12 protein-coding genes are annotated in these 16,025 nt (G+C 70.8%); 11 read left to right on the top strand and 1 reads right to left on the bottom strand.

Annotated elements, in window-relative coordinates:
* Positions 1-173 precede the first annotated feature (173 nt).
* Complete coding sequence (locus LC452_RS04930; protein WP_223622915.1) at positions 174-1,313, top strand: CaiB/BaiF CoA-transferase family protein; 1,140 nt, start codon at positions 174-176, stop codon at positions 1,311-1,313.
* Positions 1,314-1,323: 10 nt separating this feature from the next.
* Here the strand turns inward: LC452_RS04930 and LC452_RS04925 are convergent, their stop codons facing one another.
* On the bottom strand, positions 1,324-2,802 hold the full coding sequence (locus LC452_RS04925) for a CdaR family transcriptional regulator (protein ID WP_223622914.1): 1,479 nt from the start codon (positions 2,800-2,802) through the stop codon (positions 1,324-1,326).
* 73 nt (positions 2,803-2,875) lie between these two features.
* Here LC452_RS04925 and LC452_RS04920 point away from each other — a divergent pair, with 73 nt between their 5' ends.
* From LC452_RS04920 to LC452_RS04875, 10 genes are all read left to right on the top strand, one after another.
* A complete protein-coding gene (locus LC452_RS04920) occupies positions 2,876-3,979 on the top strand; it encodes a DUF917 domain-containing protein (RefSeq protein ID WP_223622913.1) in 1,104 nt (367 codons plus the stop codon).
* The gene (locus LC452_RS04915) at positions 3,976-5,550 is read left to right on the top strand and encodes a hydantoinase/oxoprolinase N-terminal domain-containing protein (RefSeq protein WP_223622912.1); all 1,575 of its coding nucleotides are present in this window, start codon (positions 3,976-3,978) and stop codon (positions 5,548-5,550) included. The genes LC452_RS04920 and LC452_RS04915 overlap by 4 nt, the downstream gene beginning before the upstream one ends.
* Before the next feature lie 70 nt (positions 5,551-5,620).
* Complete coding sequence (locus LC452_RS04910) at positions 5,621-7,201, top strand: ABC transporter substrate-binding protein (protein ID WP_223622911.1); 1,581 nt, start codon at positions 5,621-5,623, stop codon at positions 7,199-7,201.
* A 4-nt stretch (positions 7,202-7,205) separates the two neighbouring features.
* Positions 7,206-8,249: an ABC transporter permease gene (locus LC452_RS04905; protein WP_223622910.1), complete on the top strand. Its 1,044-nt coding sequence runs from the start codon at positions 7,206-7,208 to the stop codon at positions 8,247-8,249.
* A gap of 5 nt (positions 8,250-8,254) precedes the next feature.
* Positions 8,255-10,048, top strand: coding sequence for a dipeptide/oligopeptide/nickel ABC transporter permease/ATP-binding protein (locus LC452_RS04900; protein ID WP_223622909.1), 1,794 nt, complete (start codon positions 8,255-8,257; stop codon positions 10,046-10,048).
* Positions 10,045-10,833, top strand: a complete 789-nt coding sequence (locus LC452_RS04895; RefSeq protein WP_223622908.1) for an ABC transporter ATP-binding protein — start codon at positions 10,045-10,047, stop codon at positions 10,831-10,833. Before LC452_RS04900 ends, LC452_RS04895 begins: the two co-directional genes overlap by 4 nt.
* Positions 10,830-12,017 (top strand): M20 family metallopeptidase, encoded by a 1,188-nt coding sequence (locus LC452_RS04890; protein WP_223622907.1) that lies wholly within the window; start codon positions 10,830-10,832, stop codon positions 12,015-12,017. Before LC452_RS04895 ends, LC452_RS04890 begins: the two co-directional genes overlap by 4 nt.
* Positions 12,018-12,567: 550 nt before the next feature.
* Positions 12,568-13,938 (top strand): MFS transporter, encoded by a 1,371-nt coding sequence (locus LC452_RS04885; RefSeq protein ID WP_223622906.1) that lies wholly within the window; start codon positions 12,568-12,570, stop codon positions 13,936-13,938.
* On the top strand, positions 13,935-15,200 hold the full coding sequence (locus LC452_RS04880) for a CaiB/BaiF CoA-transferase family protein (protein WP_223622905.1): 1,266 nt from the start codon (positions 13,935-13,937) through the stop codon (positions 15,198-15,200). The genes LC452_RS04885 and LC452_RS04880 overlap by 4 nt, the downstream gene beginning before the upstream one ends.
* Positions 15,200-15,973, top strand: a complete 774-nt coding sequence (locus LC452_RS04875; RefSeq protein WP_223622904.1) for an enoyl-CoA hydratase/isomerase family protein — start codon at positions 15,200-15,202, stop codon at positions 15,971-15,973. Before LC452_RS04880 ends, LC452_RS04875 begins: the two co-directional genes overlap by 1 nt.
* Positions 15,974-16,025 lie beyond the last annotated feature (52 nt).

Genomic DNA, 16,025 nt, shown 5'->3' with positions numbered 1-16,025 from the left:
CCCTCTCTTGGGAGGAGTATCAGCGCGGAATCCTCCTCCCGGCAGTGCGAAGTCAGCCAGACGGGAGTGGAGGGAACGCTCAGCAGCGACGCCCTCGGGTGTGCGCAGCATCCATCGTCGGCGGATGCCGCGGGGCATAGCCTCGCAACGATGAACACGCACCGGAGCCACGCATGACCGAAGACGGCGCGTTCCTGCCGCTCGCCGGCATCCGGGTGATCGATCTCACGCGACTGCTCGCGGGCCCCTACGCGACGATGACGCTGGCCGAGCTGGGCGCCGACGTGATCAAGGTCGAGCAGCCGGGCATCGGCGACGAGACCCGGCATTGGGGCCCGCCGTTCGTGCACGGCGCGAGCGCATACTTCCACGCGATCAACCGAGGGAAGCGCAGCATCGCGCTCGACCTGACGGATGCCGCGGACCGCGCCGTCGCGCTCCGGCTCGTCGAGTCGGCCGATGTGCTGGTGGAGAGCTTCCGGCCGGGCGTGGCCGAGCGCCTGGGAATCGGTCCGGACGCGATGCGCGAGCGGTTCCCTCGGCTGGTCTACGCGTCGATCAGCGGCTTCTCCCCGAACGGGCCGCTGGCCGCCGAACCCGGCACCGCTGTCACGGTCGAGGCCGAGTCGGGGCTCATGCACGTCACCGGGTACGAGGGAGCCGATCCGGTGCGCTCGGGGGTGGCGATGGTCGACATCGCGACCGGCATGTCGATGATCAACGGGGTGCTCGCGGCGCTCCTCGAACGCACCCGCACGGGCGTCGGGCGGCGCCTGGAGTTCTCGCTCTTCGCCACAGCGCTGAGCTCGCTCGGCACGGTCATCGCGGCGACCTCGGCGGGCGGCCCTCCGTCGAAGCCCTGGGGCAGCTCGCATCCGTCGATCGTGCCGTATCGGGCGTTCGCGGCGGCCGACGGCAGCGTCGTGCTCGGCGCGACGAACGACGCGATGTTCGCACGACTGGTGTCGGCGCTGGATCTCGGAGAGCCGCTCGGCGCGGACCGCTGGGCCGGCAACCAGGCGCGCGTCGAGGGTCGCGACGAGCTCGAGGCGGTGCTCGCCTCACGGGTGCGCGTTCTGACGCTCGACGAGGTGGTCACCCGCTTGAAAGCGGCGCGCGTACTCGTGGCCCGGGTGCGCAGCCCCGAAGAGGCAGCGGCCGGGGAGCAGGCCGCGGCGCTGGGCCTCATCGAGCACGACGACGGCGTCTCGATCGCACGGTCGGCGCTCGGCACGAACGGCACCGCGCACCTGCCGCGTGCGCCGCAGCTCGACGCTGACGGTGCTGCGCTGCGCGCCGAGGTCGGTGAGTGACCGCGGCCGCCTACCCCGCCCCCAAGAGCCGCACCCGGCATGCGAGTTCGACCGCGAAGCGCACGTCCGGATCGTCGAGGTCGATGTCGAGCTGCTCGCGGATGCGGCGCATGCGGTAGCCGACGCCGTTCGGATGCAGCATCAGCTCCTTGCCCGCGTGCACGAGCGAGCGGCCGTGCGCGAGGTACACGAGCAGTGTGCGCACGGCATTCAGCGCGCGCTCCGGACCGAGCTCGTCGAGGGGGCGCAGCACATCGTGCAGCAGGTCGCGGCTGATCGGCGACGCGTACACGTCGAGCAGCACGCGCCGCAGCCCCGTCACGTCGGTGAGCTCGACCCCGCCCAGACGCCCGGCGGCGATCGCGGACTCCGCGGCGATCCGGGCCTCGGCGGCCGACTGCCGCAGCCCGAGCGCGCCGAGCTTGGGCGTGCCCAGCCCCAGCGTGTACGCCCATTCGGTGCCCGCGAGCTCTCGGGCCTGGTGCTGGATCAGCCGCGCCACCTCACGCACGCGGCGCTGGTGGTCGCCGGCGCCGTGCTCCTCGGTGCACACCAGCATGAGGTCGTCCTGCAGGAAGGCCGCGTGCCACATCTCCTCGCGCGATTCCACGAGCTGCAGCACGAACAGCTCGAGGGCGGGCTGCACGCTGCGGGGCGCCCGGGCCTCGGCATCCGCCGTATGGGTCGGCGCGAGCCAGGCCACCACGTGCGACTGGGGGAGCGGCAGCCCGAGCCGCGCGGCCTGCCCGACGAAGCCCTCCACGCGCGACGACTCGGCGAGCACGAGCTCCACGAGCAGGTCGGCGCGGGACTGGGTCGGAGCGTAGCGGTCGCGGCTCTGGCGCTGCACGACACGCGACAGCAGCGACGCGATCACCGGCACAGAGACGGCCGTGGCTCCGTCGGTGGTCGCCGCCACCAGACGCCCCACGGGCACCTCGCCGATGCACACCGCGTCGGATGCCGCCCACGTCACGGTCGGATCGGCGATCATCGACAGCTCGATGCCGAGCGCCCCGCTCGCGGCGGCGAGGATGCTCTCCGGAGTGCTCTCGGATGCCTCGGCGGCCTCGGTGGCCGCAGACACGGCGTGCGCCCCGCGCATCATGGCCTCGGAGGCGCCTCCGGAGATCGCGCGGTCGATCGTCTTCGCCAGGTCTGCGGCGCCGATGCCGGCGGCGGAGAACACCGGCACACCGCCCCGGGTCGCGAGGACGGTGGCGGTCTCGGCGAGGGCGACTGCGGTGGTGAACACGATGCCGGCGAGCCCGCGCGCACTGGCCTGCCGCAGCGCCACATCGATCCGATACGGTGGCGGCTGCTCTTCGCCGGGGATGATGACGAGCGTCCCGGCGGGCACGGCGTCGAGTCGATCGACCGCCGCCATGTCGACGCGCACGACGATGCGGGAGTCGACGGGCCCCGCGACGTGCAGCAGTCCGAGGCGGCCCGCATCACCGCGCAAGTCTTCCAGCGTGTACTGTGCCATCCGCACAGTATGCCGGGAAACACTGGCTCCTGGGAACATTGCCGGGGGTTCACCCCGACCGTAGCGTGATCACATGGCACAGACATCCCCGATCGCGCGCACCGAGCGCATCACCGAGATCACGGTCGAAGACGTCGCCGCGCTCGGCATCGGCACCGCGATCTTCGGCACCGGCGGCGGCGGCGCCGTGTACACCAGCCAGATCATGGTCGAGAACGCGTTGCGCGATCACGGACCCGTGCCGCTCGTCACGGTCGACGAACTCGGACCCGACGACGTCGTCATCCTGATGTCCGGCATCGGCGCCCCCACGGTGGGCATCGAGATGCTCTCGGCCACCGGTCAGATCCATGCGCTGCTCGCCGAGGCGGAGCGGCTGCTGGGTCGCAAGGTCACGACCCTCATGGCGGCGGAGATCGGCGGCGGCAACGGCGTGCAGCCGATCGGCTGGGCCGCCCGCCTCGGGCTGAAGGTTCTCGACGCGGACGGCATGGGTCGCGCGTTCCCGGATGCCGCGATGGTCGCGATGAACGTCGCAGGGGTGCCGTGCGAGTGGGCGGTCCAGAGCGACGTCGTCGGCAACATCTCGGTCATGAAGACCATCGATCTGCACTGGCTCGAGCGCCACGCGCGGGCACTCACCGTCGCCAGCGGCTCGATCTGCCTCGGCGCGCACTACCCGATGACGGCCGAGACCGTGCGCGGGGCCGTGATCGAAGGCACCGTGAGCGCGTCCATCCGTGTCGGCCACGCGCTGATGTCGTCGTCCGACCCGGTGGCCGCCGTGGCCGAAGAGCTCGACGCCCGCGTGCTGATGACCGGCAAGATCACCGACCTCGACCGCCGCACCGCCGGCGGCTTCGTGCGCGGCTCGGTCACCATCTCGGGCACCGGCACCGACCGCGGACGCCTGCAGCGACTGGAGCTGCAGAACGAGAACCTCCTGGTGCTCGAAGACGGCGCGGTGCTCGCCAGCGTGCCCGACCTCATCACCATCATCGACGCCGAGACAGGGCACGCGATCACCACCGAGATGCTGCGCTTCGGCCAGCGGGTGTCGGTGCTCGCCTGGGCCTGCGATCCGATCTGGCGCACACCCCGCGGGCTGGAGCTCGCAGGGCCGGCGGCCTTCGGCTACGACCTCCCCTACGTCCCTTTCGAAGGAGCAACCCGATGACCGCGCGCGACCTGGCGATCGGCGTCGACGTCGGCGGCACCAACACCGACGCCGTCGTGCTCGACGGTGACGGCCGGGTGCTGGCCTGGACCAAGCGGGCGACGACCGACGACATCACCGGCGGCATCCGCGCGGGCATCAGCGACGTGCTCGCCGCCATCGGCGACGACCGCTCGCGGGTCTCGCGCGTCATGCTCGGCACCACGCACGCGACGAACGCGATCGTGCAGCGGCGTCAGCTCGACCGGGTCGCGATGATCCGTCTCGGGGCGCCCGCCGCCACCGAGTACCCGCCGCTCACCGGCTGGCCGGACGACCTGGTGCGCATGGTGCTCGCCGGATCCGCGATGCTCGGCGGCGGACACATGGTCGACGGCACGCCGATCTCGCCGCTCGATCGCGACGGCATCCTGCGCTTCGTCGACGGACTCGACGACTTCGACGCGATCGCCGTCGCCGGGATCTTCAGCCCCTCCTCGCCCGAGCAGGAGCTCGAGGTCGCCGAACTGCTGCGCGGCCATCTCGGGCAGGACACCCGGGTCTTCCTCAGTCAGGACATCGGCCCGACCGGTCTGCTGGAGCGCGAGAACGCCACGCTGCTCAACGCCGCGCTCTACAGCGTCGCGCGTTCGGTGACCGAGGCGCTCGTCACCGTCGTCGCCGAGGAGGGGCTCGACGCCGCCACCTTCTTCGCGCAGAACGACGGCACGCTCATGTCGCTCGACTATGCGGCGCAGTATCCCGTCCTGACGATCGGCTCGGGACCGGCGAACTCCATCCGCGGCGCCGCCTACCTGTCGGGCCACGACGACGCGATCGTCATCGACGTCGGCGGCACGACCTCCGACCTCGGCGTCGTCGTCGGCGGATTCCCGCGTGAATCCACGCTGCCGCGCGAGATCGGCGGGGTGCGCACGAACTTCCGGATGCCGGACATCCTCAGCGTCGGCATCGGCGGCGGGACGGTCGTCGACGTCGCCACCGGGCGGGTCGGGCCGGACTCGGTCGGCTACCGCATCGATCCGGAGGGGCTGCTGTTCGGCGGTTCCACCCCGACGCTGACGGATGCCGCGGCGCTCGCCGGCAGCCCGGTGGCCGGTCGCTCGCTGCCGCCGCTCTCCTCGACCGTGTCCGCGGCGCTGGAAGCCGCGCTCGCCGTGGTCGCCGACCGCCTGGAGGAGGCGGTGGAGCGCCTCTCGCTCGGGCGCCTCGACATCCCGCTGGTGGTCGTCGGCGGCGGCGGCTTCCTCGTTCCCGACCGGCTCGCCAGCGCCGGACGCATCCTGCGTCCGGACCACGGCGGCGTCGCCAACGCGGTCGGCGCGGCCATCTCGCTCGCCGGCGGACGTGCCGACCAGATGGCCCCGATGGGCGATCGGGATGCCGCGATCGAACAGGCATCCGAGGCGGCCGTGGCGAAGGCCATCCAGGCCGGGGCCGACCCGCTGCAGGTGTCGGTGGTCGAGGTGCTCGAGACCCACGTGCCGTACACCGCTCAGCCCACCGTCAACGTGACCGTCAAGGCCGCAGGACCCCTCGCCCGGCTCTCCGCCGAGGCGCCCGTCCGCTGATCCGCACCACCGCCGTACCCTGCACCGCCGCCGTACCCCCGCACTTCCCACCCGATAAGAGGAGATCGCAATGAAACGCAGTACCGCAGTACCCGTGGCCGCCGTTCTCTCTGCGCTCGCGCTGACACTGACGTCCTGCGCGGGTTCCACCGGTCCGTCCGAAGGCGAGGTCGTCTCGGGCGGCACCTTCGTCACCGCCGTGGGCGATGACCCGGGCGACCTCAACCCGCTCAAGGCGGTCTCGCCCGACACCTTCTCGGTGATCAGCCTCGCCTACGAATCGCTGATCGCCGTGACGCCCGAGGGCGAGCTCGAACCGTGGCTCGCCGAGAGCTGGGAGGAGACGGGCACCGAGGTCGTCTTCACCCTCAAGGACGGCATCACGTGCGCCGACGGATCCGAGTTCACCGGACAGACCGTCGCCGACAACCTGAACTACAACGCCGATCCCGAGAACGCGACGTTCTCGTACGGCTCCGTCATCGACGAGAAGATCTCGGCGACGGCTGAGGGCAACACCGTCACCGTGACGAGCACCGAGAACAACCCGTTCCTCGTGGTCAACATCGGCACCATCCAGCTGGTGTGCGACGCCGGCCTGGCCGACCCGACCACGATGTCCGACGCGACCGACGGCACCGGCCTCTTCGCGCTCAGCGACATCAAGCCGGGTGACACCTACACGTTCACCAAGCGCGACGACTACACGTGGGGCCCCGACGACGTCACGAGCGACACCGAGGGCCTTCCCGACACGATCGAGGCGCGCGTCATCTCCGACGAGAGCACCGCGGCCAACCTGCTGGTGTCCGGCGAGATCAACGCCGCGACCATCTCGGGTGCGGATCGTTCCCGTCTGGATGCCGCCGGGCTCACCTTCGTCGGCGTGCGCAACCCGGTCGGCGAGATCCTCTTCAACGAGAAGGAGGGGCGTCCGTTCTCCGACCCGCTCGTCCGCGAGGCGCTGTCGACCGCGATCGACCGCGACGAGGTCGGCACGGTCATCGCCGACGGCGAGGGTCTGGAGTCGATCTCGCTCGTCACGAAGAACCCGCTGCTGTGCGTCGCGGACGAGCCCGAATGGTCGCTGCCCGACACCGACCTCGACCGCTCCGCCGAACTGCTCGACGAGGCCGGATGGCTTCTCGAGGACGACGGCCTGCGCTACAAGAACGGCGAGCCGCTCACCATCAAGTTCGTCTACAACGCGCCCACCTCGACGCACGCCGCCGCGGCGGAGCTCGTGAAGGAGACGTGGGACGGTCTCGGCGTGACCACCGAGCTCTCCGGCAACGACGCGGCCGCGTGGTCCGAGCAGCTCTACACGTCGTTCGACTGGGACACCGGCTGGGTCCAGATCGCGCCGGGCGGACCCGTGCTGCTGTCGGTCTTCTTCGACGGAGCGACGCCCGACGTGGGCGGTCTGAACTTCATGTGGGTCGACAACCCGGAGTACTCGGCCCTCGTGACCGAGGCCTCCAGCGCGAGCCCGGAGGAGGCCTGCGGCATCTGGCAGGATGCGGAGAAGGAACTCATCGAGCGCTTCGACGTGTTCCCGGTGATCGACAACATCCTGCCGACCTACCAGTCGGGTGCGACGTTCGATCTGCCGAACTTCATCCAGCCCACCTCGATCCGGATGCTCGGCTGACATCATGACGACGACTCCTCCGCTCGCGACCGCCGACGTGGTCGACACGACCACGGCCGCTCTGGCGGCGCGGGCGGAGGAGCGCCGCCTGCGCCGGGGGCTCACTCCGCGCACCGCCTTCCTGCTCCGCCGGCTGGGGCGCCTGGTCGTCTCGCTGGCCGTCGTCATCATGGCCTCGTTCCTGCTCATGTACCTCGTGCCGGGAGACCCGGTGCGTGCGGCCCTCGGCCAGAGCGCGACACCCGAGCTCGTCGAGGCGACGCGCATCCAGCTCGGGCTCGACAAGTCGATGCCCGAGCAGTTCCTGCGCTTCATCGGCGGCCTCTTCACCGGTGATCTCGGAACATCCGTCCGTCTGCAGCGTCCCGTCGCCGATGTGATCGCCCAGCGGTTCCCGACCACGCTGCTCCTCGCGGTCCTCGCGTTCGTCATCGCGGTGGTCGGTGCACTCCCCGCCGGCATCGGCGCGGCGGTGCTCGCCCGCTCGGGCCGCCGCCGCGGCCTGTCGATGGCCGTCTCGGCCGTGCTCGGCATCCTGATCGCGGTGCCCAGCTTCCTGCTCGCGGTCGGACTGATCTCGCTCTTCGCGGTGCGGCTGGGCTGGCTCCCCGCAGCGGGCTGGGGCGCGCCGGCGGATGCCGTGCTGCCGGTCATCGCGCTCGCGATCGGCCCCATGGCCTACCTCGTGCGCATCGTGCAGGTCGAGATGCTCGCGGTGCTCGACACCACGTACATGACCACGGCGCGCGCCAAGCGCCTGCCGCGGCGCCTGATCCACCTGCGCCACGCCCTGCCGAACATCGTGACCGCCACGCTCACTGTCGGCGGCATGATCCTCGCCGGACTCACCGCGGCGACGGTGCTCATCGAAGCCGTGTTCGCCATCCCCGGCCTCGGCTCGATCATGGTCTCGTCGGTCGGCGCCAAGGACTATCCGATGGTGCAGGGCGTCGTCATCGTCTACGCCCTCATCGTGCTGGGCGTGAACCTCGTGGTCGACGTCATCCTCGCCACCATCGATCCGCGCTCGTCGATCACGGAGGGCTGATCCCGATGTCTCTGCGCAAGAGGTTGCTCAATCCGATCGCGATCTCGGCGATCGCCGGCAGTGCGCTGCTGCTCTTCGCCGCCGTCGCCGGCCCCGTCATCTGGGGTGACGCGGCGACCACGACCGACGTCTCGTCCCGCCTCCTCGGCGCGAGCGCCGCCCACCCGTTCGGCACCGACGAGCTCGGTCGCGACATCCTCGCCCGCGTGCTCGTCGCGACGCGCCTGACGCTGCTGCTCACCCTGGGCGCGACGGCGATCGCGCTGTGCGGCGGGATCGTGTTCGGGCTCGTCGCCAGCATCCTGCCGAAATACCCTCGGCGCCTGTTCACCGGTCTGCTCGACATCCTGCTCGCGTTCCCGTGGCTGCTGATGGTGCTGTTCTTCACGGTCATCTGGGGAGCGACGGCGACCGGGGCGATGCTCGCGATCGGCTTCGCCGGCATCCCCTCGTTCGCCCGACTCGTCTACAACCTCGCCGCCTCCGTCTCGGGGCGCGACTACGTGCGGGCCGCGCGGGTCGTCGGAGTCGGACCGATCGGCGTGCTCCTGCGACACGTGCTGCCGAACATCGCGAACCCGTTCTTCGTGAACGCCGCGGCGACAGCGAGCGTGACGCTGCTCTCGTTCGCAGGGCTGTCGTTCCTCGGCCTGGGCGTGCAGGCGCCCGAGTACGACTGGGGACGGATGCTCCAGGAGGGGATCCTGCGCATCTACGTCAACCCGCTCGCCGCCCTCGGCCCCGGCCTCGCCGTGGTCCTCGCGGGACTCGTCTTCACCATGGTGAGCGAGGCGGTCGCGGGGTCCCGGGGCGCCGGATTCCGTGCCGTCGCCGCACGTGCGGCGGGAGCGGTGACCATCTCCTCGCGTCGTCGTGAGCTGGTGGCGGAGAGCGCAGAGCCCGAAGGCGAGGTGGTCGCCGAGATCCGCGACCTGCACATCGCGTTCGCGACCCCCGACGGCGGCACCGTCGAGCGGGTCCGCGGGGTCGACCTGCGCATCGCGCGCGGCGAGATCGTCGGCATCGTCGGGGAGTCCGGATCGGGCAAGTCGCTGACGGCGATGGCACTGGCCGGTCTGCTCGGCGACGACGCCATCATCACCACGTCGGCCCACACCTTCGCCGGGATCGACATGACACGGGCGCCGTCGGCTGCGGATCGCTCGCGCCTCGGCGTCGAGCTGGGCATGATCTTCCAGGATCCGCTGACCTCCCTGAACCCGGCGCTCACCATCGGTCGCCAGCTCACCGAGGTGCCGGAGGTGCACATGGGCATGCGGCCGAAGGCGGCGCGCGCCCGGGCGGCCGACGCACTCGACGCCGTCGGCATCCCGAACGCCGCGCAGCGGCTGAAGCAGTATCCGCACGAGTTCTCCGGAGGCATGCGGCAGCGCGCGATGATCGGCATGGCCATGACCGGGCGTCCGCGGTTGATCGTGGCCGACGAGCCGACCACCGCGCTCGACGTGACGGTTCAGCGCCAGGTGATGGGCGTGCTGCACCGGGCGCAGGAGGAGACGGGCGCGGCGATCGTGTTCATCTCGCACGACATCGCCCTCGTCTCGGCGTTCTGCGACCGGGTCATCGTGATGAAGGACGGCCGCGCGGTCGAGACGCTCGACGCCCGCCGCATCCGCGAGGACGCCCGGCATCCGTACTCGAAGGCGCTGATCGCCTGCCTGCCCGACATGAACAGCGACCGCACGCGGCCGCTGCCCGTGATCCCGCCGGAGCTCGTGCCCGAGGCCCTCGACGAGAACCACGACGATGTCCACGACGATCGGGAGGTGACGGTGTGAGCACGCAGGAGAACGTGAACGCGCTGGAGATCGAGAACCTGAGCGTCCGGTACGGCCGCACCCGTGTGGTCGAGAACGTGAGTCTCGCGGTGCCGAAGGGGCGCACCGTCGGGCTGGTGGGCGAGTCGGGATCGGGCAAGAGCACCATCGCCGCCGCCGCCGTGGGGCTGGTCCGCCCCGAGTCGGGATCGATCAGAGTGGACGGAGCGGATGCCGTCGGCACGAACGCCGCGGCCCGTCGCACCCGCCGCCGGATGCAGCTCGTGTTCCAGGATCCGTTCTCGGCGTTGGACCCGCTCATGCCGATCGGCGACTCGATCGCCGAGGCGCTGCGGGCGACCGGCCGCCGCTGGACCAGGGCCGAGCGTGTGGCACGAGTCCGCGAGCTGTTGGCGAAGGTCCACCTCGACCCCGACCGCGCGGACGAGAGGCCCGGAGCGTTCTCCGGAGGTCAGCGCCAGCGCATCACGATCGCGCGGGCACTCGCGGGCGAGCCCTCGGTTCTCATCGCCGACGAGGTCACCAGTGCGCTCGACGTGTCGGTGCAGGGCGCGATCCTGAACCTGCTCCGCGAGCTGCAGCAGGACCTCGGCCTGTCGATGCTCTTCATCTCGCACAACCTCGCGGTGGTGCGGTACATCAGCGACGAGGTGTGCGTGATGCGGCATGGCAAGCTGGTCGAGGCCGGCCCGACGGAGACGCTGCTCGCGGCTCCGGGTGACCCCTACACGCAGGATCTGCTCGACGCGGTGCCTGTGCTCGGCGAGAGGATGCAGTTCGGATGACGACACGGTTCGCGGATGCCACGGCGGAAGAGCTGCGCGAAGACCTGATCGCGGTGCGGCGGGAGCTGCACCAGGCGGTGGAGATCGGCCTCGACCTTCCGCAGACGCAGGCGATCCTGCTGCGCGAGCTGGAAGGCCTCGGCCTCGAGATCACGCGCGGCACGTCGCTGTCGTCGATCACGGCCGTGCTGCGCGGCGGTCGACCCGGGCCCGTGGTGCTGCTGCGTGGAGACATGGACGGACTCCCGGTCGCCGAGGCGACGGGCCTGCCGTTCGCCTCGACCTCGGGGGCGATGCACGCGTGCGGGCACGACCTGCACATGGCCGGTCTCCTGGGTGCCATCCGCCTGCTGGTCGCCCGTCGGGACGAGCTGCCCGGCACCGTGATCTTCATGTTCCAGCCCGGCGAGGAGGGGCAGGCCGGCGGTCGCATCATGATCGAGGAGGGCGTCCTCGACGCCGCGGGGGAACGCCCGGTCGCGGCGTACGCGATCCACGTCGACAGCGCGACGCCGCGCGGGCAGCTCGTCACGCGCGAGGGCGCCATGATGGCCAGCGCCAGCGCGATGCGCATGACGCTCCGGGGCACGGGCGGTCACGCCGCGTTCCCGCAGCTCGGGATCGACCCGGTGCCCGTGGCCGCGCAGCTCATCCTCGCGGTGCAGACCTTCGCCGCCCGGCGGCTGCCCGCCACCGACCAGGCCGTGATCTCGATCACCCGTCTCAGCAGCGACTCCGAGGCGAGCAACGTGCTCGCGGCGAGCGTGTCGCTCGAGGCGAACATCCGCACGCTGTCACAGGTCACGCTCGACACGGTGCGCACGCAGCTTCCGGTGCTGCTCACGGGCATCGCCGAGGCGAACGGCTGCACGCTCGAGACGGAGTTCATCGCGTCGTACCCGGTGACCTACAACGACCCGGCCGAGACGCGCGAGGTGCTCGCGGCGCTCGACGAGGTCGTCGGGGTGGAGCGGGTGACCCGGCTCGCGGCCCCGTCGATGGCCTCCGAGGACTTCTCGTACGTGCTGGAAGAGGTGCCGGGCGCCCTGGTCTTCGTCGGCGCCGCGCCCGACAGCGGACCGCTGCCGCTGCACTCCGACAACGCGATCTTCGACGACGCCGTGCTTCCTCTCCAGGCGCAGGTGCTCGCCGAACTGGCCTGGAGGAGGCTCGAGCGCGGCTGAGGCCGGTGCCGCGGCATCCGCACCCGGCCTCCGGCTCGGCAGCATCCGCGCCCGGCCTCCGGCTCCGCGCGCCCTCGGCCACCACGACGGGCGGAGATCTCCGCGACGGGAGGAGAAATCCCCGCGTTTCCTCCTCCCAAGGCAGAGTTCTCCTCCCGAGGCCCTGACTCCTGGCGATGCCCTGCGGATGCCGCCGCCCAGAGCATCCGCACCGGCTCATGGAACGAAGGAGATCTCGCGTTCTGAAGGGCCGAATCAGACAGACGCTCCTTCATTCGCTGTGATCTCCTTCATTCCGCGCGCCCACGCCACCGCGATAGGCGGAGATCTCCGCGTGAGGCGGAGAAACCCCGTCGCGACCTCCTCCCGACACAGAGTTCTCCTCCCGACGCGGCGGCACCCCGCCGAACAGGCACCGGATGCCGTAGCCACAGACGCCATGCTCAGCTCCTGGCTATAGCCCTTGAGCACATATTCCGTCGCGCGACTCCCCGCCAGGCTGGACACTGCCGGCTTCAGCGCGGATGCCGGCGGAAAGGACACTCCCCTCATGACCTTGGCATCCACCGCGACGCGCCGCTCAGGCGCAGCATCCGGAGAGAACGGCCCGGCCGCACCGTCGCAGATCCGCACCATCGTCGCATCCAGCGTCGTCGGCACCACTGTGGAGTGGTTCGACTTCTTCGCCTACTCGACGGCGGCGGCCCTCGTCCTCAACGGGCTGTTCTTCCCGGACTACGACCCGCTGGTCGGCACGATCCTCGCGTTCGGGGGCATCGCGGTCGGGTACTTCGGGCGTCCGCTGGGGTCGATCGTGTTCGGGCACTTCGGCGACCGCATCGGACGCAAGCAGATGCTCGTCATCTCGCTCGTGCTCATGGGCGCCGCCACGTTCCTCATCGGTCTCCTGCCGACGTACGCCGCGATCGGGGTCGCAGCTCCGATCCTGCTGATGGTGCTGCGCTTCGTGCAGGGCTTCGCCCTCGGCGGCGAGTGGGGCGGCGCCGTGCTGCTGGTCGTCGAGCACGCCGAGCCGCGGCGCCGCGCCTTCCTGGGCAGCTTCCCGCAGGTCGGGCTCGCGCTCGGTCTCACCCTGTCGACCCTGGTGTTCCTGCCGCTCGTCGCGCTGCCAGGCGACGCGTTCGCCGAGTGGGGGTGGCGGGTGCCGTTCCTGATCAGCGCCGTGCTGGTGCTCGTCGGCCTGTTCATCCGTCTGAAGATCACCGAGACCCCCGAGTTCGAGAAGATGCGGGATGCCGGCAAGGCCGCCAAGGTGCCGCTGTGGGACACGCTCAAGACCCACCCCGCGCAGGTCCTGCTGGCCGCCCTCAGCTTCGCCGTCATCGGAGCCGTCTTCTACATGCTGTTCACGTTCAGCCTCACCTACGGCACCGAGTTCATCGGCCACGAGCGGTCCGAGATGCTGACGATCGCGACGATCTGCTCTGTCCTGGCCCTCGGCGGACTGCCGCTGGCCGGATGGCTGGCCGACCGCTTCGGCGTCGCGAAGGTCTTCGCTGCGGGCACGATCCTGTCGGTGCTGCTGGCCTTCCCCGCGTTCTGGCTGATCGACACCGGCAGCCTCGCCGCCGCGTACGTCGCCTACCTCGCGATGACGATCGCCTTCTGCGCCACGTACGGAACCCTCGGCGTGCTGTACGCGCAGGCCTTCGATGTGCGCATCCGCTACACGGGCATGTCGCTGGCGCTCGGGATCGGCACGATCATCGGCTCGGCGTTCGTGCCCATCATCTACCTCGAGCTGCTGTCGGTCTTCGAAGGATCCTGGGCGATCGCGCTCTACATCGTGGTGGCGGGCCTCGTCACGCTCGTCGCGGCGACGCTCCTGCACCGCCTCACGCGGCGCGCGGCCCAGCGCTCCGCGGCATCAGTCCCCTCGAACGAAGGATCCTCTCGATGATCGATGACGCGACGCGCGCCCTGCTGAACACCCTCGGCGGAGTGGATGCCGCGCCCGGCTCCCTCGACGGCGTCGTCGTGCTCGACGTCACGCGGGTGGTCGCCGGTCCATACTGCTCGATGATCCTCGCCGATCTCGGCGCGACCGTGATCAAGGTCGAGAACCCGGGCGACCCCGACTACACCCGCACGTTCCCGCCGCTGCTCGACCGCGAGGGGGAGGAGCCGCTGAGCGGGTTCTTCGCGCAGTACAACCGGAACAAGCTCGGCGTCACGCTGAATCTGAAGAGCCCGGATGCCGCGGCGGTGCTCGACCGACTGGTCGAGAAGGCCGACGTGCTGGTCGAGAACTTCCGTCCCGGCACGATGGACCGCCTCGGGCACGGGTACGAGCGACTGCGCACCGTGAACCCGCGCCTCGTCTACGCGGCGCTCAGTGGATACGGGCAGACCGGTCCGTACCGGTCGCGGCCGGCGTACGACAACAGCGCGCAGGCGACCGGCGGACTGTGGTCGATGAACGGTCCCGCCGGTGGACCCCCGACCCGGGTCGGCACGATCATCGGCGACCTCGCCGCCAGCCTGTACGGCGTGATCGGCGTGCTCTCGGCGCTGCGCCACGTCGAGCGCACCGGCGAAGGGCAGCTGGTCGACGTCTCGCAGCAGGACTCGGTGCTCACGCTCACCGAGAACGCGGTCGTGGCGTACACGGTCGACGGCACGATTCCGGAGCCGCTCGGCAACGAGCATCCGTTCGTCCGGCCGTACGAGCTGTTCCCGTGCCGCGACGGGTTCGTGTTCTTCGGCGGGTACACCGACAAGTTCTGGCGCATCTCGTGCGAGACGTTCGGCACCGCGGCCGACTGGGAGGCGCACCCCGATCTGCACACGATGGCCGCGCGCTTCGACGCCGAGGTCTACCGCACCGAGGTGCGGCCCATGGTCGAGCGCTGGTTCGCCGACCGCACGAAGGCCGAGCTGGAGCAGCTCGCCGGCGACCTCGTGCCGCTGAGCGCGGTGAAGGACATCGGCGAGGTCGTGGAGGATCCGCAGATCACCGCGCGCGGCATGATCGTGGAGGCCGAGTACCCGGGGCACGGGTCGCTGCGTACGTTCGGGTCGCCGGTCAAGCTCGACCGCACCCCGGCGAAGACGGCGGGGCTCGCGCCGGAGATCGGCCAGCACACGGCTGACGTGCTCCGTGACCTGCTCGGCTACTCGACCGACGACGTCGAGGCACTGCGCGCCGGAGGCACGGTCTGATGGGCATCCGTCTCGAGCGGCACGGCGGCATCGGCGTCATCACCATCGATCGTCCCGAGAAGCTGAACGCGATGACGCTGTCGATGTACGACGAGCTGGGTGCTGCGTTCGCCGAGGTGCGCGACGACGCCGGCATCGGCGTCGCGGTGCTCACGGGTGAGGGGGATCGCGCGTTCTGCGTCGGCGCCGACCTCGGCGAGTCGATCCCTGCGCTGACCGAGGAGCGGTTCGACATCAGCGAGTGGGATGCCGCGCACCAGAAGCACTCCACGCTGGAGAAGCCGGTGATCGCGGCGATCAACGGCCTGGCCCTCGGCGCCGGCTTCGAGATCATGCTGTCCACCGACATCCGTCTCGCCGCGTCCCACGCCGAGTTCGGGCTGCCCGAGACCGGGGTGGGCGTGGTCCCGGCGGGCGGCACGCTCGTGCGGCTCGTGCGGCAGATCCCCTACGCCTTCGCGATGGATCTGATGCTGCGCGGAGAGCGCATCGACGCCGACACCGCGCTGCGGTACGGGCTCGTCAACCGCGTCGTGCCGGCATCCGACCTCCGCGACGAGGCGCTCGCCGTGGCGGAGCAGCTGCTGACGAAGAGCCGCACCGCCGTCGCGACCGTGAAGCGCGCGGTGCGCGCGCTGCAGGACCTGCCGGAGGACGAGGCGTTCCGCCAGGAGGCCGTGCTCGGGCAGCAGGCGTTCGCGAGCGCTGACGCCCGCGAGGGCCTCGCCGCTTTCGCTGCGCGCCGCGCGCCGGTCTTCCCTTCGCACGCCTAGGCGGAAGCGGCGCTCGTAGACTGCTGTCGATCCCGATGGCCGCTTCCCGAGG

Source organism: Microbacterium sp. EST19A (genome assembly GCF_019969685.1).
GTDB lineage: Bacteria > Actinomycetota > Actinomycetes > Actinomycetales > Microbacteriaceae > Microbacterium.
Note: the sequence above shows the minus strand (reverse complement) of the source record. Positions and strands in the feature narration are given on the sequence as shown.